Annotated in this window: 26 protein-coding genes; 1 reads left to right on the top strand and 25 read right to left on the bottom strand. The window is 37.1% G+C overall.

What is annotated here, in order from left to right; genetic code table 11:
- Window positions 1-98: 98 nt before the first annotated feature.
- Window positions 99-1,421 (bottom strand): YhgE/Pip domain-containing protein, encoded by a 1,323-nt coding sequence (locus O2S85_RS01320; protein WP_269410987.1) that lies wholly within the window; start codon window positions 1,419-1,421, stop codon window positions 99-101.
- A gap of 258 nt (window positions 1,422-1,679) precedes the next feature.
- On the opposite strand from O2S85_RS01320, the gene O2S85_RS01315 reads away from it, so the two are divergent.
- On the top strand, window positions 1,680-1,835 hold the full coding sequence (locus tag O2S85_RS01315) for a hypothetical protein (RefSeq protein ID WP_269410986.1): 156 nt from the start codon (window positions 1,680-1,682) through the stop codon (window positions 1,833-1,835).
- 180 nt (window positions 1,836-2,015) lie between these two features.
- Here the strand turns inward: O2S85_RS01315 and O2S85_RS01310 are convergent, their stop codons facing one another.
- From O2S85_RS01310 to O2S85_RS01205, 24 genes are all read right to left on the bottom strand, one after another.
- Window positions 2,016-3,416, bottom strand: a complete 1,401-nt coding sequence (locus O2S85_RS01310) for an MFS transporter (protein ID WP_269410985.1) — start codon at window positions 3,414-3,416, stop codon at window positions 2,016-2,018.
- Window positions 3,417-3,849: 433 nt separating this feature from the next.
- Complete coding sequence (gene copZ / locus O2S85_RS01305) at window positions 3,850-4,056, bottom strand: copper chaperone CopZ (RefSeq protein WP_269410984.1); 207 nt, start codon at window positions 4,054-4,056, stop codon at window positions 3,850-3,852.
- A 33-nt stretch (window positions 4,057-4,089) separates the two neighbouring features.
- On the bottom strand, window positions 4,090-6,462 hold the full coding sequence (locus O2S85_RS01300) for a heavy metal translocating P-type ATPase (RefSeq protein ID WP_269410983.1): 2,373 nt from the start codon (window positions 6,460-6,462) through the stop codon (window positions 4,090-4,092).
- Window positions 6,463-6,473: 11 nt separating this feature from the next.
- Window positions 6,474-6,776, bottom strand: coding sequence for a metal-sensing transcriptional repressor (locus O2S85_RS01295; protein ID WP_269410982.1), 303 nt, complete (start codon window positions 6,774-6,776; stop codon window positions 6,474-6,476).
- Between the two features lie 136 nt (window positions 6,777-6,912).
- Window positions 6,913-7,068: a hypothetical protein gene (locus tag O2S85_RS01290; RefSeq protein ID WP_269410981.1), complete on the bottom strand. Its 156-nt coding sequence runs from the start codon at window positions 7,066-7,068 to the stop codon at window positions 6,913-6,915.
- A 125-nt stretch (window positions 7,069-7,193) separates the two neighbouring features.
- Window positions 7,194-7,472: a glutaredoxin family protein gene (locus O2S85_RS01285; RefSeq protein ID WP_269410980.1), complete on the bottom strand. Its 279-nt coding sequence runs from the start codon at window positions 7,470-7,472 to the stop codon at window positions 7,194-7,196.
- A gap of 36 nt (window positions 7,473-7,508) precedes the next feature.
- Entirely contained in the window at window positions 7,509-8,180 is a 672-nt protein-coding gene (locus O2S85_RS01280; RefSeq protein WP_269410979.1) for a DUF8832 domain-containing protein, read from the bottom strand.
- A gap of 219 nt (window positions 8,181-8,399) precedes the next feature.
- On the bottom strand, window positions 8,400-8,606 hold the full coding sequence (copZ, locus tag O2S85_RS01275) for a copper chaperone CopZ (protein ID WP_269410978.1): 207 nt from the start codon (window positions 8,604-8,606) through the stop codon (window positions 8,400-8,402).
- 200 nt (window positions 8,607-8,806) lie between these two features.
- Window positions 8,807-8,989, bottom strand: coding sequence for a DNA polymerase subunit beta (locus O2S85_RS01270; RefSeq protein ID WP_269412420.1), 183 nt, complete (start codon window positions 8,987-8,989; stop codon window positions 8,807-8,809).
- Between the two features lie 97 nt (window positions 8,990-9,086).
- Window positions 9,087-10,775: a hypothetical protein gene (locus tag O2S85_RS01265; RefSeq protein WP_269410977.1), complete on the bottom strand. Its 1,689-nt coding sequence runs from the start codon at window positions 10,773-10,775 to the stop codon at window positions 9,087-9,089.
- Between the two features lie 197 nt (window positions 10,776-10,972).
- A complete protein-coding gene (locus tag O2S85_RS01260; protein ID WP_269410976.1) occupies window positions 10,973-12,124 on the bottom strand; it encodes an MFS transporter in 1,152 nt (383 codons plus the stop codon).
- A 243-nt stretch (window positions 12,125-12,367) separates the two neighbouring features.
- Complete coding sequence (locus O2S85_RS01255; protein ID WP_269410975.1) at window positions 12,368-12,550, bottom strand: hypothetical protein; 183 nt, start codon at window positions 12,548-12,550, stop codon at window positions 12,368-12,370.
- Window positions 12,551-13,126: 576 nt separating this feature from the next.
- A complete protein-coding gene (locus tag O2S85_RS01250) occupies window positions 13,127-13,516 on the bottom strand; it encodes an RDD family protein (protein ID WP_269410974.1) in 390 nt (129 codons plus the stop codon).
- Window positions 13,517-13,819: 303 nt separating this feature from the next.
- Window positions 13,820-15,283, bottom strand: a complete 1,464-nt coding sequence (locus O2S85_RS01245; RefSeq protein WP_269410973.1) for an Msr family ABC-F type ribosomal protection protein — start codon at window positions 15,281-15,283, stop codon at window positions 13,820-13,822.
- 90 nt (window positions 15,284-15,373) lie between these two features.
- Window positions 15,374-15,544, bottom strand: a complete 171-nt coding sequence (locus O2S85_RS18695; RefSeq protein WP_367748641.1) for a putative RNA methyltransferase — start codon at window positions 15,542-15,544, stop codon at window positions 15,374-15,376.
- Between the two features lie 377 nt (window positions 15,545-15,921).
- Window positions 15,922-15,966 carry an erythromycin resistance leader peptide gene (locus tag O2S85_RS18690; protein WP_367748662.1) on the bottom strand — a complete coding sequence of 15 codons (45 nt, stop codon included), beginning with the start codon at window positions 15,964-15,966 and terminating at the stop codon, window positions 15,922-15,924.
- 284 nt (window positions 15,967-16,250) lie between these two features.
- On the bottom strand, window positions 16,251-16,664 hold the full coding sequence (locus tag O2S85_RS01240; protein WP_269410972.1) for a hypothetical protein: 414 nt from the start codon (window positions 16,662-16,664) through the stop codon (window positions 16,251-16,253).
- Window positions 16,654-16,866, bottom strand: a complete 213-nt coding sequence (locus O2S85_RS01235; protein WP_269410971.1) for a helix-turn-helix transcriptional regulator — start codon at window positions 16,864-16,866, stop codon at window positions 16,654-16,656. The genes O2S85_RS01240 and O2S85_RS01235 overlap by 11 nt, the downstream gene beginning before the upstream one ends.
- 455 nt (window positions 16,867-17,321) lie before the next feature.
- On the bottom strand, window positions 17,322-17,450 hold the full coding sequence (locus O2S85_RS01230) for a hypothetical protein (protein WP_269410970.1): 129 nt from the start codon (window positions 17,448-17,450) through the stop codon (window positions 17,322-17,324).
- Entirely contained in the window at window positions 17,447-17,764 is a 318-nt protein-coding gene (locus O2S85_RS01225; protein WP_269412419.1) for a hypothetical protein, read from the bottom strand. Before O2S85_RS01225 ends, O2S85_RS01230 begins: the two co-directional genes overlap by 4 nt.
- Window positions 17,765-18,021: 257 nt before the next feature.
- Window positions 18,022-18,405 (bottom strand): ATP-binding cassette domain-containing protein, encoded by a 384-nt coding sequence (locus O2S85_RS01220; RefSeq protein WP_269410969.1) that lies wholly within the window; start codon window positions 18,403-18,405, stop codon window positions 18,022-18,024.
- Between the two features lie 22 nt (window positions 18,406-18,427).
- The gene (locus tag O2S85_RS01215) at window positions 18,428-18,889 is read right to left on the bottom strand and encodes an ATP-binding cassette domain-containing protein (RefSeq protein ID WP_269410968.1); all 462 of its coding nucleotides are present in this window, start codon (window positions 18,887-18,889) and stop codon (window positions 18,428-18,430) included.
- Between the two features lie 109 nt (window positions 18,890-18,998).
- Complete coding sequence (locus tag O2S85_RS01210; protein ID WP_269410967.1) at window positions 18,999-19,565, bottom strand: DUF2812 domain-containing protein; 567 nt, start codon at window positions 19,563-19,565, stop codon at window positions 18,999-19,001.
- A complete protein-coding gene (locus O2S85_RS01205) occupies window positions 19,552-19,869 on the bottom strand; it encodes a PadR family transcriptional regulator (RefSeq protein WP_269410966.1) in 318 nt (105 codons plus the stop codon). Before O2S85_RS01205 ends, O2S85_RS01210 begins: the two co-directional genes overlap by 14 nt.
- Between the last annotated feature and the right edge of the window lie 109 nt (window positions 19,870-19,978).

The raw sequence follows: 19,978 nt of genomic DNA, 5'->3' as shown, positions 1-19,978 counted from the left end.
AACAATACATCGATTCATTATCTTTGTCAACAAAATAGCTGGTTTGGTTTGGAGAAACACGTAAATTTATTGAATCAGCAGACGAAATGCAGTATCTCTTATTCCTCTTTTGTACCATGATCATCTGTATGCCCCTCTGATCCGCTGAATGAATCTGATCCATCTCCTTGATCTCCATCATGAAATGGCGGCAAAACATCTGTGATTTCTTCTTCATTGTTTGCATATTGAACTGGTTTATCCTTTTTTTCATCTTTAATCACGATGGCGGTTAACAGGACGCAAATGCCGATACAAATGATTGTAATGATTATCAGAGCAAGGATATCCTTTGATACCGTTGTTCCGCCGAGCAAAAGATCAAAACTGCCGTCAACGGAATATTTCATGGGCATGACTTTCCCCAAGTGATAGTAAAAATCCGGTAACGCCACGCGCGGTATGGATCCACCAGCTAACATGGTTTGTATAATAAGAATCGTGATGTTAAAAAACAACCCGTACAAACCGAAAAGGATGACAAAAATTTGAGTTAAAGCGATAAAAGCTAACATCACAAGAAATTGGAATCCCCAAATGGCAAAAAAGCCTTTCACCATCGGCACTTGAAATAAAACCAACAGTTCACTTGCGATAAAGGAGCAAATGATGGCAATCACAACGTTAATTCCATTTCTTACAGCAAACTTCTGCCATTTGTTAGCCACATCGCCAATCATTCTCGACGCATTAAATAAGTTCAATTGCAGAATCATTGCCGCGATAAAGCCCGCCAGCCCCAACATAAACGGTGCCATGAGATTGCCCATGTTCTCTTCTTGATGGATTTTATGAACATCGGGAATAACCCTTTGTGATGCCTGGTGGACAAGTTTTTGTATTTGTCCTTGTGGAATATTTGGTTTTCCCATGATCCTTTCCAAAGCATGGGTGGCAAACTGTTGGTCAATCTTCGCTGTCACTGTTGCAGCTGTTTGTGTCACCGTATTTCCGATCAGCAAGGGATTTGATTCATTAACAAAGAAATCAATTTGTGCCTTGTCTTGAAGATTTCCAACACGTTGGGTAAAGTTTTCCGGAACACGAACAATCATCTGAATAGTACGTCGCTCTAATTTCTCCCTTGCTTGAGGTAAAGAGTGTTCAACTTTAGTACGAAAAGGGAGTTGCTTTGCAAGGGCATTGGTTAAAGCAGGACCTATTTCCGTATCTTCATTAATGATCGCTACCTTCAGATGTGAGGTATTATTCGGGATACTCCCAAAGCCGGTTTGCCAACAAATAATAAACAAAAACTGATAAAATATGGCGATACATATTCCGAAAATGGCAAGTCTGTGTGTAAGTATATGTGTAATGGCATTCTTCAAAATCGCAACCCCCTTCACCTTGAAAGTTGTCCATTCACCATTTACATGCATTACTGGAATCCTCTTTAAATTGTGCTAATGACAGGTTTTTATTCCATAGTTTAACCTGCCCTGGGGAGGATAGTTCGGCAAGCCAACGAGCTTTTTCAAAGGAAGGCCGACTAAAAACGGGCTTTGCGCCAACGTCGGCATACCCCTTTTGCAGGGGCATGTCATTTCTACCGGACTTTTTGAACATCCTCTATCAGTATCACCTTTTGTTTTTTGTAAATAATAAGCTTGTTAAGCAATAAATGAAGGAGGATTTGTATGCAACAACAAGATCAACAAAGCACAAAAAATTCCAGTACGAAACCAGGATTTGCCGGAACCGATGCCAAAAAAGTCAAGCAAGAAATTCAGAAAGATATAAGCGAAGGACAAGGTGCAATGACTTCCCGTGAGGCAAGCGCAATGCGTGATTAAAATTTTGCGCCCGCTTGTTTAAGTACATTCGTTCACAAAAAAGAGGCTGTCCCGATTGGTTATGACTTTTTAACCTTGGAACAGCCTCTTCCTTCTTAAAGTATATGTTCTAATTAAAATTCGTTTTGTTCACTTGATTCAGCGGGGTAGAAAGACCCCCCCACTGAATGAAGTTTCACTTTATTCATCCCTCTTTTCTGTTTCCCACCATAATGAATCTTTTGGGTTTTCAACAGCTTCTTTATACTCGGACTTGGAGGCCACTGTTGGGTAGGAACCTTTTAGAGATTTTCCTGTTGTGCTACTGAACAGGAATGAAATCACCAAAAACCCGATAATACTGAAGATTGTCAGGTAAAAACCAGGGGCTAAGTTGTTCCCGGTTTGGTGGACCAGCCATGTTGAAACCAATGGGGTAGTCCCGCCAAATATGGAAACAGAGACATTAAAGGTCACAGCCAATGTTCGATATCGTATATCTGTGTAAAACATTGTTGGCAACGATCCAGGCATGGTACCTTCATAAGTTGAAAGCAGAACACCCAAAATGAGAATGCCTAAAGAAACAAATATTAAACCATTCAAGTTTAATAAATAAAAAGCGAAAATGGATAACAGGGTTAATCCGCCTAAACCAATTAAGAAAACAGTCTTGTTTCCAATGTTATCACTGAGCCTTCCAAACATGAAAGCAAGTGGTACCATGATAATCATTGTAACCGTAATCAATACGGTTCCTACTGTGCTGGATAATCCAATAATTTCATCCAAATAAGAAGGCATGTATGATAGTAACATGTAGTTTGTCACACTAAAGAATGCGACAGCCACGAAACAAACCAGAACATCTCTTTTGTGGTTTTTCAAAATAGACAGGAAGCTTTCCTCCTCGATGTCATCATCGGAGAGTTCATTTTCAAAAATCGGCGTTTCCCCTAAACTCCTTCTTAGGTAAAAGCCAACCAACCCTAGAGGTAAGCCGAGTAAAAACGGTATTCTCCACCCCCATGAGGCCATCTGTTGATCAGATAATGTAATAAAGAGGACACTGGCAAGTAGTGAAGCTAATATATAACCGGTGAGCGTACCAATTTCTAATCCACTTCCCAGCATATTACGTTTGTTATCTGGGGAGGATTCCGCAATATAGACCATTGCACCAGCGTATTCACCACCAGTTGAAAAGCCCTGAATAATTCGAGCGATTAATAAGAGGATAGGTGCCCATATACCTACTTGATCGTATGTAGGTAATAAACCAATTAGTAATGTGGACAAAGCCATTAAAATAATTGTGACGGTTAAAACCACTTTTCGTCCATATTTATCACCGACTTTACCAAATATAATACCGCCTAATGGGCGCATTAAAAAGGCTATCGCAAATGTGGCAAATGTGAAGACCAATTTTAGCTCATTATTCTCAACTGCACTAAAAAAGTTTTGGCTGATAATAACTGCCAAATAGGAATATAAACCAAAGTCAAACCATTCCATAGCGTTTCCTACCCCTGTAGCAAACACGCTTTTCTTCGTTTGTTTTATATCGACAACATTAATTTTTTTCTTGTTAAATTTCATTTTACCCTGTGTCAACTCCTTCTCAAAGCCAAACTCACTGGCATTACATTATTTAGGATGTAATAAAAAATTATTTAGTTATTTATAAGTCAGCAGAATCTCGCTCCCAATTAATGTTGCTTGCTGTCATTATCTTTCCCTTCCCGGACTGCCATATCCCTTATAATTGGTATGAACTTATTGGTAACAACTTAAAAGGCAGATCTGGTGTTCAAAAAAGGAGCATACACCATTACAAATGGCTTGTATGTTCCTTTAAACGTAACGATTAAACGAAAGAGTGATGCAAATATTCCAGCTGAATTGACCATCAAACTCAAAAAATAGTAATTATGGAAGAAGATATAGAGAGGGACATACTGGTTAATAATGATTTTTTATGTAAAAAGCTGGTTTCCCAAAAAGGAAAACCAGCTTTTCATTCTTGCTTATATTAGGCCACAACATCGTAGCCTTGCTCTTCAATAGCTTCTTTCATGGCATCAACAGTTACTTTTGAATCATCAAAGGTAACATCCACACTGCCCGCTTCCAAATTAACCTCAGCTGCTGATACACCATCTAATTTATTTAATGCACCCTCAACTGACGCTTTGCAATGATCACATGACATGCCTTGTACATTTAAAGTTGTCTTCATGACCTTCTCACCTCCTTTAAAGTTGTCTGGAAATTATATCTTCACTCTCTTTAAGCGAAGAGAGTTAGAAACAACACTTACTGAACTTAGTGCCATTGCTGCACCAGCGACCCATGGTGCAAGGAATCCGATTGCTGCAACCGGGATTCCTGCTGTATTGTAGCCGAAAGCCCAGAAGAGATTTTGACGGATATTTTTAATCGTAGCATGACTGATTTTGATGGCTTTTGGTATGAGCAATAGCTCCCCACCAAGAATCGTAAGGTCAGCAGCTTCAATGGCCACTTCTGTACCAGTTCCAATGGCAATTCCAATATCTGCAGTGACCAACGCAGGTGCATCGTTTACACCGTCACCAACCATTGCTACCTTTTTGTCCTCGTCCTGAATTTCTTTGACTTTATCCGCTTTTTCTTCAGGTAATACCTGCGCAATCACATGGTCGATTCCTACTTGTTTTGCAATAGCTTGGGCTGTTCTTTCATTATCACCTGTTAGCATGATTACTTCCAGACCTTGTTCTTGTAACTCTTTGATTGCTTGTGGGGCCGTTTCTTTAATGGTATCGGCAACCGCAACAATTCCGCGATATTTTCCATTAATGGCAATCAACATCGCTGTCTTGCCATTGGTTTCAAATGCAACTAATTTCTCCTCGTTAGCACCAATATCAATTTGCTGGTCATTCATCAATTTGCGATTGCCAACAAAAATTTGTTTTCCGGAAATTTTCGCTTCAATACCATGGCCAGGTATAGCAGTAAAATCATCCACATCCAATAAATCGATGTTATTCTCCGTTGCGTAGGCCACGATCGCTTCTGCAAGTGGATGTTCTGATCCTTTTTCTGCACTGGCTAATAATTGTAATGCTTCTTCATCACCCGTAAAATCCGTTACTTCCGGTTTTCCTTTCGTGATGGTTCCTGTTTTATCAAGAACAATCGCATTCAACTGATGGGTTCTTTCCAGGTGTTCTCCACCTTTAAAAAGAATTCCGTTCTCTGCAGCTTTTCCTGTTCCTACCATGATCGAAGTTGGCGTTGCAAGCCCTAACGCACATGGGCAGGCAATAACAAGTACAGCAATTGCCGCAACCAATGCAGGTTCAAATTGGCCAGGCTGGACAAACGCTATCCAGATGATAAATGTCAGAATGGCAATCCCTACAACGATCGGAACGAAATAGCCGGAAATGACGTCAGCTAAACGTTGAATTGGCGCTTTCGATCCTTGAGCTTCTTCCACAACTTTGACAATCGATGCAAGGGCAGTATCTTTACCAACCTTTGTTGCTTCCATTTCAATTGAGCCATTTTTGTTTATCGTCGAACCAATAACACTTGCGTCTACGTCCTTTTCAATTGGGATGGATTCCCCTGTAATCATTGATTCATCGACAGAAGTTTTTCCCTTTACAAGCCTGCCGTCTACAGGTATTTTCTCCCCAGGTTTTACAACTAATCGATCACCAACGACAACTTCATCAACTGGAACCATGACTTCCTCGCCATTTCTTATGATGCGAGCTTCTTTTGCCTGTAAATTAAGCAAAGAGGATAGTGCATTCGTTGTCTGGCTTTTCGCTTTTGCTTCCAAATACTTGCCAAATAAAATCAATGTGATCAACACAGCACTTGTTTCAAAATACAGATGCGGTTTGCCGATAGTCTTCAATGCTTCGTATAAACTATAAAAATAAGCAGCACTTGTACCTAATGCAACAAGTACATCCATGTTCGCTCCACCATTACGGAGGTTCTTATAGGCGCCGACATAAAATTGCCATCCGATGATAAATTGCACAGGCGTTGCCAATACAAATTGAAACCATGGATTCATGAATATTGCCGGTAAATTCATGCCAAATAAATGAACGAGCATCGTTAATACTAATGGTGCAGCCAATACAGCCGAAATGATCAGCTTCGTCTTCTTATGTTGCAGTTCTTTTTCTTTATGCGTTTGCTTTTCCGCTGCTTCGGCTTTAGGTTTTGCATCATAACCTATATTTTTGATTTTCCCAATCAATGCTTTAAGATCTACCAGTCCGGGGTTATACTCTATAGACGCGGTTTCTGTTGTTAAGTTTACAGCGGCAAATTGAACCCCTTCTTGCTTATTCAAAACCTTTTCAATACGGCTCGAACATGCAGCACAGGTCATTCCAAAAACATCGAGTTCTGCTTTTTCCATTAAAACACCGTAGCCGACATTTTCAATTTTCTTGGTGATATCTTCAATGGAAGTTTTCTCTGAATCGTAATCTACGGTGGCCTTTTCTGTCGTTAAATTAACTTGTGCTTCCACACCGTCCATTTTATTTAAAACTTTTTCAATACGACTGGAACATGCAGCACAAGTCATTCCTGTTATACCTAATGTTGCATGATTTGCATCACTCATAACAATCCCCCCTACTTGGAAAACTGCTTCAATACATCCATTAATTCCTCAATCGTTTCTTTACCTTCACCTTGTTTGATCGCATCACTGACACAATGGTTGATATGTCTTTCAGTGACGGCGAAACCTACATTTTTTAATGCGGATTGAATGGCACTGATTTGTACTAAAATATCGACACAATATCGATCCTCTTCCACCATTTTCTGTATGCCGCGAACTTGACCTTCGATACGTTTCAAACGGTTAATAACTTTTTGCTTTTCATCTTGTGTTCTTGGTTTACTTGGGTGATCACGTAAGAATTTATCCAAATGAATCACTTCCTTTTCTGTTCTATCTATACTATACCCCCATAAGGTATTTATGTCAACAGAAAACCTTCATATATTGCAAAATAACTCGTAAATGGTTATTACCATATTGAAAGCACAGTCTGAATTTGTCATTTTAACAATAACCTGTATCAAGCCCACTTAAAGATGGTAGCGTAATCTGAATAATCACAGCATCCATCATCACAAGGAAATTCGCAAAGCGCAACAAAAAGAGTGCTTTCCAACGCCTTGGATCAGGTTGCGAAATTGTCGGTGAATGTGTAGACATACTAATATTCCTTCCAGTATTACATTTTAATTTTACTACTTACCTTACTGGGGGCGGGTATAATTTTTTCAAAAAAAAAAAAAAAAAAACTCCCCTAACCGAGATATCAGGGTATATAATGACAGCTACCCTACATTTAACAGCTTCTTTATTTCATCCTTATTCCTCTCAAACCCTGTCATGCTTTTTGGCTTTTTTCTCAACCCTAAGAAGGAGGACTGAGAAAAAACGATTCCCGGAACGATTCTATTTCCCGTTACCTTTATCAGATCTTTTTCTTTTGCTGGTTGTTTTGCTAAATCGTACTCCTTGTGAGGAATATGATGGCTTTGCAAGAACTTTTTCAAGTCTTGGCAATCAGAACAAGTAGGTCTGGTGTAGACTTCAAGTTGATAGTTGTTCATATTATCCTACCCCTCGTAGCTTATTAATGATCTTGCTCATGCTTTTACTTCGATAATAAAAGGATAGACGTGCACTCCATCTCCAAACTTAAATTCCGCCCAGATTTTGTACATGCCAGGTCTAGAAAAATGCGCATTGAACGTGGTTGTATCATCTGATTCTGGATGGACATGAATATACTGTTTCACATCCTCATCTACAATAACCACATGACCTAAGGCACCTAAATATGGATCCGATTTTTCCCCGTGTGTGTCAAATCTCAAAGATACTTCTTCCCCAACTATTGCATCCACGGCATCTAACGTGACTGTCTTCCCATCACGCTCTTTCGTCCAATTATCCTTTCCATCAAGACGTACTTTACTTGTTTCATTTGTCCCGACCTGTAACGTATTTGGTGTAATTTGGTATACCTTATTCTCCGGTGCAATATCAACGAACGCCTGATAGGTACCATCATTTAGAGCCTGGTTTACAGCATACAATCCTTGTTGTTCCTTCTCTGGATGCAAATGATAATACTCCTCTAAATCATTAGAGACCATGATGAAATGCATCTCTTTTTCATGTTGTATTGCAAGTTCAGGAGGGTTCCCCGTATCATCTTCCAATTCAATGAAAACTTTCCCATTATTGTATGTGACATTCGTTTTGACCTCTGATTCGACATGAGACTCATGATGATGATGTTGACTGTGATCCATTGTTTCTTCCTCCTTGTGAACTACTTCTAAAATTTTATATTGGTTATGGTCTATTCCGCTACTTTGAAAGGGGCTATCTCCAGTAATCAAGCTATACGTTAAAATAACCAACCCAAAATATAAAATACCTGGAGAAACTCACTTTTGCTTGTCATAGCTCTCTGACTAAAAGGATATAAAATGTTGTTATATAGAGATCGCACTACATAAGCACGATCACTAGGCGACATCATACCCTTGTTCTTCAATAGCTTCTGTAATATCCTTCAAGTCCAGTTTTTCTGGATCAAAGGTTACGTCGACTTTTCCATCTTGCAAGTGAACCTGTACCGCTTCAACCCCGTTTAGTTCTCCAATATTTCCTTCGATAGCGTTCACGCAATGTCCACAAGACATACCTTGTACGTTAAGTGTTTTATTGGTCATTCAAATTACCTCCTTATTTTAATTCCTTTCTAATTTACCATACCCATGTTGGGTATTTCAAGTTTAAAAAATTATATGCATTCTACAACGCATATGTTCATGTAAATTTGAATGAAGGAGTTCGGCCGGGATAGTGGATTCGATATAGGATACTCCTCTAGTGAATTTCTCCACTTTAACTGCAGCGGATAAAATATCTTCTAAAAAACTTTAGGCTCCCTCTGCATATATAGCACTCCCCCCAAAATACTGGGTCTTAAAGCGGGTTTAATATCATCTAATATGACTAAATCTATCGGCTTCTGAAAATGATCCTCAGGGTTGAATTTTAAGTCCATGTAATTATCAAAAGACAAGTCCGCATCACTAAATTCTACTATCATATCAATATCGCTGTATTTTTTTGCTCTTCGCAGCTGTAGGAACCGAACAAGCCATTTGCAAATTATCACGTGACAGATATTTTTCATTACCGACCTCTCATAACTCAGACGTTTCTAGTGCCTCGGCTACTTCTCTTTTAAATGCCGAATGTCTCCAATATTTACTGCGATATTTCTCGACAAAGCGAAGTCCATCTTGTTTATTTCTACTGCTTGCCAGCGTCTCAGCCATTGCAACCAACAGTTTCGCCGCCTTATTATAACTTCCCCTGTGTTTATTACCCACGATCGCGTCTATCCTCCTTCCCGTTTCATTTCTGCACCATGTCAAATAAAATTCTTCTTGTTCTTCTGTTAAATAAACAGCGCTTTTCACCTGATTTAGGACTTGATTGTATTTATCCATATTTATCTCTTGATTACCAAAAATACCCCTGGAAATAGCATACCTCCACTGATCCTTAAGAACTTTTGAATTATTGTTACCCCTAGACAATACATCCATCAAAAAGGTGAGCATAATCGGTTTAGGATGCGCAGCGGAACTCCACCCCAAAGAGCCCTTTCCTTGACACATCTCAAATACTTTCTCATATCTGCCGCCTAAGATAAGCGCTTGAATGTAATCTCCTTCATCGATTGTTGTATGCCGGCTATCTGTAAATCTAAATATTTCACCACGTACACTTCCCTCATCCCTTAATTCATTCATTCTATTTTCCACTTCATCTCTTATCTCATCCAAACAGTCTTCTTTTTCAGCCAAAATATACAAATCCAGCAAATATTTGATGGAAGGATTGGAATGAAAACTTTCCCCAAGACCCTTTAATTCCATTCTGCTGTCATTGTGTTCACGACCAATTTCTGTCATCTTTTCGGCAATATTCGCCCTTACTGTAAAGTTGTCCGGAATTTTTTCCAATCCTTCTGTAACAACCTTAAGCATGGACTCCTCTTTACCTTCTTTTTCCAAAGCCCAAATCCAGTCCATATATGCTTCCGGAAATTTGTCTGCATAGCTGCTTGCAAAAGCTGCTATGGCTTGAATACCACCCTTAAGAAAAACAGCTTCCCGAAGTAACTGATTAACATGGAAAGGTGGTTTTTCCTTTAAGAATTCAATCCAATCTGTCAAAAAGGCGTGAAAGTCTGGTAATGGCGCATCCAATGAATCGCATACATCGGTAAGGTTAACCCTTGGTGAGGTCCAATAAGCAAATTCATTCATTGTTTCAAATAGTAGATTCACCCGATCTTCAGGTTTGGCATTCAAGTAAACCGACCTGAGGAAAAGAGCAATTTGCTCGTGCAGATCAACTTCCAGCATATGATTGATGTCCAAAACTCCCGGAAGAAATCCCGGTTCCTCTCCCATTTCCAGTATGTCGAACAGTTTTCTATATACTTCTTCTGCAGCCTCATGATGACCTTCACGAAGCAAGTTTCGGGCTTTAAGGAAAAAGTTGTCCATTTCCCCGGACCAGCTCTCATCACCGAAGTCCCTTTCTTCCTTTAGATCATCATCCCATCCATACCCATCGACATAAGCACCATCTTCCACATCCTTAGCAAAAGTTTCAATTTCACCCCTCAAGGTATCAGCATCTGTTTGTGACATTCCCTCCTGATTTTCCAGTTTCAATTTGTTCAAAAAATCCATCCGCTTATCCGGAAGTTCTTCAGCCGCCCATTCCATTATCAGATTCCGGATTTCTTCTGCTGAATAATCAGCCAGTCGCCGCTGCACTTCACTCATAAACCCTTTATAGCTCCATCTTTCCATTGTATTCCCGTCTCCCTTCTATGCTTTAAATCTATCAAAAACTTGTCTGTTTTGCCAAATGTCGACTGTTGTTCCCGTAACTCGACCTACTTTATCCATTATTCCACTGTGAATGTTCTTTGCTATTTTGTTTGATTTAAGTTTTTCTAAAAAAATCCACTTCATAGTAAGCGAAGTGGATTCATTATTAAATCTATTTATTTCTTTTTATTTAAATAATCCCTATAAACTAAAACAGCGACAACAATAAAACTAAAACTTACAATCCGAAAAATCATCTCCAAACTAATCCATTCAGCTAAAATACCTAATAGGAATGCGCTAACTCCAACACCGACGTCGAAGCTGGAAAAAAAGGTTGCATTAGCTGCACCACTTTTTTCTTCACTTACATTTTGAACTGCCATTGTTTGTAGACATGGCATAACCGTTCCATAACCTGCTCCAAATAAAATCGCCGCGATAATAAGATGAAAGTCGTTAGTTGCAAAAGACAACACAACTAAAGATAAAAATCCTAAAATGGCAGACACAATGATGATAGACCAAGGTCCTTTTCTATCATACCATTTCCCTGTATACGGACGTAAAAAAGTTGAAACTGTCGCATTGACAAGGAAAAACAGAAAAATATTATCCAAGTTCCGTTGTTCTCCAAAAACAACTAAGAACGTAATAATCGCTCCAAAACCGAGTGTTGTAATAACCGTCAGTAATGCTGGGAACCATGCACTTTTTTCAAAAATCATATCAAAAAAACGAAATGGTTCTTTCTCTCTCTTTATTGGTTCAGGCGATTTAACGAATAAAAGTGCAATGAACGCTAATAGGCTGAGTATAACTGATGACCAAATTACAATGTCAAAAGAATAAAAGTCATATATAAAGATACCTAAACTCTGTGCTATGATCGCCCCGACTGTTGTTGAAACAGAGAAATACCCTAATCCTTCTCCTAAGCGTGATTTAGGAATCGAGTCGACTGCTATTGTACTATTAGCTGTTGTTGATACGCCCCATGCGGTACCATGAAAAAATCGTAACAATAGCAACATCCATATAATGTTAAGAAAAGGATAAACAAGCGTAATTATCATTAACATTGCACTTGCACCGATGGCTAATGCTTTCCGTTTGTTATCAATTAGAAAGTGCCCTACGAAAGGTCTAATTAATACAGCGCCTATCGTGAATAATGTTGTCACTAAACCTATTTGCATGGGAGACGCATCAAGGCTAGTCATGTAAGCCGGTAAAATAGGAAGCAACATTTCAAACCCAATAAAAACTAAAAAGTTACTAATGAATATGAAAATAAATGATTTGTTAAATATTCTTTGATTTGCCATATAGAAATTCCTCGCTTCTAAATTTTTTAATTCAATTCAGAAGCGTCTGGAACACTGAAACGTTTCTATATTGCCTAAGTTTTTTAAGCACTAGTCTCACCCTTTCTATCTTTCTAACTACTGAATCTAATACAATATCTAATACAATAAGAGGCCTTGTATACATACAAATCCAATATTTTGCCCTTTAGAACAAAAAAGATGCCGGCAAAAAACCGGCATCAATTAATTGTTTAGTTTTAATTAGAATGCACTAACAATTATATTGTCTTCTTTAAACCTGAAATAATGAGACAAAAAGTTTCCGGAAACTGTTTTCCATATGGAGTTTACTAAAAAAGGACAGACGGATCCCGTTGCACGTAAATCTCCTAATTGTAAAAATGTCTTTACTTCTTCTGCTATACTTCTGAAAACAGTTTCCATTACTCTTTGCCTCCTTTCTCAATGATTAATGTTATCTATTCTAGTCCATCTTGATAAAAAAAACAACCCACTTCAAAGTTCATTATTGGCAAATTCCATGTTAGTCTATCCCGTATGAAGTACTTGGAAAATAGATGATTCCACCAACTCTTTTTTAGAGCGTTTTCGGTGGTTGCTGTAGTTTTAAAAGGTAAGAGAATTCCATGCTACCTGATTTAAAATATTTTCTTGTTAATAAAACTATAATATTTCCTAAGCATTATAACCAAAGGAAACCACAAATACTATAGCAAATATTGATAAAAGGATAATAATCAAATAAATTATAGTTACTACTATTATTAGACTTTTGGATATACTAGAATACTTTTTCCAAGTGAACAGAAGAAAAAACAAACATATAACTATAATAATTAAAAAAACAGAAAGAAGCATATAATGTTCCTTAATCATAAACCACAAATCCATTTTATCCGCCTCTTTCCATGATAAAGTCGTTTAAGCCCGCAGCATGTTTACTTAAGAATGAGGTTTCTATGCCTTCTTATTGACCTTCATAGATGACACTTTCAACATTTAAAGTTCTTTGACTACAGTACCTGAAAAGCGATCGTGGGGAAATATCGATCCAGCTTTTTCTTCAAACGTTTTGGGGCTTTTCAAGTAATCAATAGTGCCCACTGTATCCCGGTAGCCCATACGCTTAATGATCTGACTGGATGTTAACTCAGAATCCTCTTGACTCTCAAGCTCCAGCCGCATTTTTTTGTAACCAATTGTTTTCCCACTTTTGCGCAACTGTGCATACTCAAGTGTCCACATTACGATGGTTGGCGTCACTACAGCATGGACCATTTCACTTTTCACTTTTTTCCGCAAGAAATACTCAACACCAGCAGTCAAAGCACTTGAAATTGCCAAGTCAATCAGAAACGCCTTCATACGTTTTTTCGTAATGGATTCCATTAAAGTCCTCCTAATTACCTACACGCTTTAGCGATATATTTTCAGGGTACCCTTCTGTTCTTTACCACATATAATAGACCGATTGTTGAATTACCACAACTCTGTTAGTCAACTTATTATATCGAACTTTATTATAAATGATCACCTCTCTCTTCCTTCCGCTCTGGATACCAACTTTTTAGCATGGGGAAGAGGAAAGTAACAGCTATATATAGTAGAAATAAGATTGGGAAGACAAGTATAGTGCAATACTACATCCCTAATATCTCAATGGACCCTTACAACCCTTCACAGTTTTTTACATTAACTTCTTAATATTAATTTTTGTTCCTCTATGACATAAACACAATCAGCTACTCTATCAACAAAGGTTCGATCATGCGATACAAGAAGTACAGTTCCTTCATATCCTTTCAAAAAGCATTCCAATGCTTCAATGCAAAAAACATCCAAAAAGTTTGTGGGTTCATCTAAAACGAGAACATTGTATCTTCCTAGAAAAAGTTGACACAAAGCCAGACGAATAGTCTCTCCACCGCTTAAATTACGGACATTCTTTTTTAAATCATTTCCTTTAAAACTCATAGAATGCAGAGCAGAGCGAATTTTACTCTCATCGTAATCACTTTTTTCCTTCATAAATTCCATTATCGTTTCATCTTTGGTAAACTGATATTCCATTTGTTCATAAACGCCAATAACTGCTTTTGGTGAAATAGTGATTCCCTCACCCCTTTGTAAGATATGTCGAAGCAAAGTTGTTTTGCCTGAACCGTTTTTACCTGTAATAGCAATGGTCTTGCCTAACGAAAATTGAAAGCTCGATTCATTGAGAAGTGTCTTCTCCCCAGCCTTTAGATTTAACTGATCCGCCATTATCGGAAATTTATTGTGTAACTGAAGGGCACCAGATTGGTGAAATCGAATGACTTCCTCTTCTTTAGGTGCTTCTACCGCTTCAAGTTGTTCCACTCTTTGCTCTATCGCCTTTGCTGCCCGCTGAACTGCCTTCTGACTTGTATCCTTTGATTTCGTCATAAACATTTTATTCGCCTTTGCTTTTGCTTCCTTTTTAGAAATATGTCCATTTGCCTGTGTAATTTTTTTAGCCTTCTTCATTTTTTCTTCTGCAGCTTTCATAAGACGTGATTTTTCTTTAACGTACTTTTCATGTTGTTCCCGCTGCTGCCTTTTCTGAAGCTCAATTTGTGCTACATAATCCGAATAGTTCCCTGTATATTCCGTTACTAATCCATCTTCCACTTCCCAAATCCTTGTCACAAGTTTATCTAGTACATATCTATCGTGACTCACGACGATTAAAGTACCATAATAGTAGCTCAATTCCTCGATAAAAAACTGGATACCATCTGCGTCAAGATGCGTTGTTGGTTCGTCAATCAATAATCCTTCATGATAGTTTGAGAAAATTTGGGCTAACTTTAGTCTCGTCTGTTCTCCACCGCTAAAGTTTTCAATTTCCGTTTCCGGAATAGACAGTTTCCCTTTTAAACCGTAATCTACCTCGGTTTTCTTTGGGATTGTTAGTTGATCAAAATAGGCAAAATCTATAAATCGTTTCACTTGACCTTTTTCCGGCTTAATTTGACCATTTATAAGTTTTAACAAGGTACTCTTACCAGCACCGTTTTTTCCAACAATTCCAATCCGGTCAAACTGGTGCACAGCCAGTCGGGGGATGTTTAATACCACTCTATCTGAAAATGAAAGTTCAATATTATCCAATTCAACACATACATTTTCCATTAATCTCTACACCCTTTCGTCGGCTTATTTATTCCGACCAATAGTTCTAAATCAACAGTAACCTCAGAAATATCTCGATTTATCATTCGATCACAAAACCAGCATGTTTACATATCCTTGTTTCGCAAAATCAAACGTATGATTATTCAAGCAAACAAGGATTTTTAAATGAGTGACCTTCATTGGCCTTTTACAAAGCGGACGACTAAATAGATGAACATACCTATTAACAAATTCAGTACTTTTTTCTTTATTAGTCATGGTTTCTTCCTTTCAATATAAAAAAATCACAAGCATCTGCCTGTGATTCGAGAGTAAAGGGAAAAAGACCTATCCTTATTCCATTAGGGCTTAATAAAAGCCGTCAGCAAATAAACCTGCCCTTGATCCAAACAATGAAAGGCTAAAATTAGACAAAAATAAAGAAAGGCAGAACAAGTCTCCTTTCTATGCACTACATATTTTTATCCGCTTTAATCAAGACGATTAAGCCCCCTATAAATAGTTCGTTATGCGGGGAACAAATTGCTCAAAAAAGTGGACAAATATTTCTCAAATATGAAATGAAGATTATTAAAAAAGGACAGACTAATTCCGTTTACTCTGTTTACACAAACAGAGCCTTTGACCATATTCAATTACTGGTTCAAAGTTTGGAATCGTAGTCTCATTGCATGTGTCATTTTTTAATAATCCTCCTATCGTTTAAAATTTAATATTAATTGTAGTCTATCTTTCAATAAAAGTCAAAGGACAGGAGGTTAGACTTTTTTTAAAACATCGCAACTTTATTTTAAATATACAAAATCTGTAGCTTTAAAATAAAGTTTGATCAAAATCAACTTGCAAACCTGCATTTTATGTTAAATTAAAAGAACCCGTTTTGAAAAAAGATTGATCAAAATAGATTTTGGTTAAGAGCCTATAATTTCTTACATAAATAACGATGTATTACTCGCAATGAAACCTACAATTTATTTTCATAATATCTTTTTACAAGAGGACGGATGATGATACTTATTATGAGTAAAGAAAATATTAGCGTTTGTCCTACTACGGATACATTAAGATAAACTGAAAGAACCGCAGCGATAAGGGTAAAGCCACTCATAATAAAATTTTCTGTTTCTCCAGACTTGGCATTGATCAATACATTGCGTTCATCGTGCACCTCAATTTCACTTCTCTTTTCACCTTTTTCAGTCGTTGTGTCCCTCTTATTTTCTATATAAGTTTGTATAGAGATGCCCGCCAATGCAATTCCTAATCCACTAATACCAAATGGCACCTCATCGCCTATAAGACTAATAACAAATGTACCAATACCAATTACTGATAACACGATAGTAATGATCAAGTTTCGTAACTCTTTATTGTTCATTTTTATCATCCTCCTCAAAAATAAATAAATCTTCAATACTGACCTTAAATATTTGTGCAATTTTGTAAGCTAAAAGAACAGAAGGATTATATTTCCCCTTTTCCAAAGAAATGATGGTTCTTGAAGAAACAGAAACCAAATCAGCTAATTGCTGCTGAGTAATATTCGATTCCTTCCTAAAATCTTTAATACGGTTTTTCATCTACATCATCCTAAACAAAATGAAGGTTGCCTCATGTGAAGTTTATTTCATATGAAGTTAACTTCACATTAATATGAATAAAAGCTCTTGTCAATAGTAAAAAGGTACAAATTCATGGATTAAAAGAATTTGCACCTTTTCATCTCTTTACAAAAACACCCTACACATCCATATTCCACCGTTAACAGAAAAACCTATTTCGAAAAAAAGATTGATCAAAATAGATTCATTCTCTGTGAATAATATTAACAATATGGCTGATTGCTGTATAACCTTATATTACCTTTACAACAGGAAACCCCTTTCAGATAAAGCATATCCAAAGGGGTTTAACGGTGCAACTTTTTTAAAAACAGTTAAACTTTATTTCAAAGCCAAAGCTGGTGCCAGGCTTCCTGAACATGACGAAGTGGAATACGTTTAACATCAACCCCGAGTTGGTTGTCTCTTGTCAATTAACTTCTTAAATAATCGATGACATCTTCAAAGTCTGGGTCCTCCCCACCTGTTTTGAAATAAACAATGTCATCTGAAGTTTTTAATGGAATAAGACGTTTGAATTTTTTAAACAACTTTATTGTCATTCAACGCTATCTCGATATACAATCAAGGTAAGTGCATTTAATAAGATGGTAACAATAACAAGAACAGCCGAGGCAGATGCAACAGCACCCATTGTGTCCATAAGAGCAGACCAATCCTCAATCTTTACTAGATGATAGTTATAGAAAATCTGAAAACATATCGAAATAGCACACGCACTAATACTGATAATGGAAAAGACAACCCATTTCTTATTCACCTGCTTTTTATCTCGTAGGAGATTAAAAACAGGAATTATCCAGGCAATTAATCCAAGCGCGAGACTGCCAATGTTAAGCCAACCAGCATCAATCATATATATCATCCCTTTATATTTTTCTACTTTCTTCTCCAACAATATGGACCGATCGCGGTATAACCTTGTACCAATACCCCTTTGGAAAAGCATATCCAAAGGGGTATAACTTCGCAACTATTTTATAAACATCGTGACTTTGTTTATTGTTTACAGTGTCTTGGGCATCCTCGGTTCTTTTAAAAGTTTTGCAGCACACTCCAACAACCAAATGTCCCTTTTTAAATAATTCTTTTAAATTGTAACTAACATAATTTTTAATACTTAGTATCATGATATTCACCTCTGAATTTGTTCATATAGGCTTCACGAAGCGTTTTCTTCTCAACAGTGAAATCAATTAATCTTATTCCCAATTGGTTCAAAAGCTGGAAGACTTCAGCATTTTCTACTTCCGTTTCAATTTTAATAGTTTTTTCACTTGAGTATATGATACGTCCGAGTTCTTGATAATTGACGAATGTTGTAAGCTCAGCAGGAGTATCAAAAACCAATTTGAGAATATATTGGCTCTTGTTACTAAATTGTTGTTCCTCGAAAATAGTACCTTTTTCCAAAAACAAGATGCGATTACAAATAGTTTCAATATCTTCTAGTTTGTGGCTCGAAATCAAGACGCCGACATTCCACTCATCTGCCATCTTTTTCAATTGTTGTAATACTTCAAGATGTTTCTATATCCATACCATTTGTTGGTTCATCCAATATAACGTAACTTGGATTATTCAATAGACTTATAACTATACCTAATTTCTGCTTCATTCCCAAAGAGTATTCCTTCACCTTTTTATTCAATACATCAAATAATTGTAAGCCCTTTAGAAGTTCCTCGTATTCAACAAGTTTAAATGTATTTCCATAGATTTTTGATAAATAGGACAAATGTGCCAATCCAGTCTTATTACTGAACAGTTTAGGCTCCTCAATCAAGTATCCTACATAACTATTGCCTTCAACAGTTCCATCAAATGTCTGAATTGTTTGTGCAATGATCTTCATAAGTGTACTTTTTCCAGCACCATTACTCCCAATTAAACCGATTATTTCTCCTTGTTTGAATTCAAAAGATAAATCTTTTAAGACTACAGATCCATTATATTTCTTAGTAACTGAATTTACATGCATTTTATAATCCCCTTATATATTGTTATTAGCTAATTCCTTCGTTAAAAAAGAGGTGCAGCAGGATACATTCTGCCTTATAGAATTAATAAGCATGCTTGAACTCCCAGTGTTATTTTTCTTTTAGCAGTGAATACTTTCGATAAAACTTATAGGAAGTAGTACCAAAGAAAATACCAAGAAGTACAGGAGATAACTTCAAAAGGGCGAATGGAGTTTCAAATAAAAACGCCTTCCAAAATAAGTCGCCATGCATACTCCAAAGACCTTTATGATATAATTCTGAATAATCTGCACAGGGGATACCAACAAATAGCATAAGCATACATAGCGAAAGTGAATAACCCATCAATCTTTTATAATAATTAGCCATTGATTGGCGGTCTGAAAAGATTTCATTTTGATCACCATCTTCCTTTTGCCAATACTGTCTTCCACCCAGACGGTGCCCCTCTATGTGGCTCCAACCAAAATCCTCATATATCCCTTTGTATTCCATAAACTTTTTCTTTGGTAAATAATCTTGATAATCAAGTCGCATAACATATCTCTTGTCAGTTTTTTCGAAAGTGTATATTCCCAAACCACTAATATTTGTACAGCGATAGCCTTCTTGTAATTGCTTGTTCAACCATTGCTCTTCTTTTTCAATATCAAAAAACACCTTAAATATCTTCATTTGATTCTTCCCCTTCATACAAGGATAAAATATGCAATAGCCTTTCTTGCTCTATTTTCAAAATAGAGCTTCCTTCCGCAGTTATCATATAAATTTTTCTCCGGCCTGAGTTTCCAACAGGTTCAATCCAACCATGTTTATTCAAATTTTCAATTGCACCGTATAATGTACCAGCAGCTAAAATAACGGTACCATTACTCATTTCTTCTATCTTCTGCATTACGGCATAGCCGTGGAGTGGCTCACGTAATGCTAATAAAATATAATGCATGGTTTCAGACAACGGCAATAATTTGTGTTTCATACCTATACCCTCTATTCAGTTTAACTATATAGTTTGACTTTATAATAATGTAATACAGTTCAACTGAATAGTCAACAGCATTTTTAAGATTCATCTAAGGAACTTATAA

Origin of the sequence: Lentibacillus daqui (assembly GCF_027186265.1) — a bacterium.
Classification (GTDB): Bacteria; Bacillota; Bacilli; order Bacillales; family Amphibacillaceae; genus Lentibacillus_C; species Lentibacillus_C daqui.
This window is presented reverse-complemented; position numbering and strand designations above follow the sequence as displayed.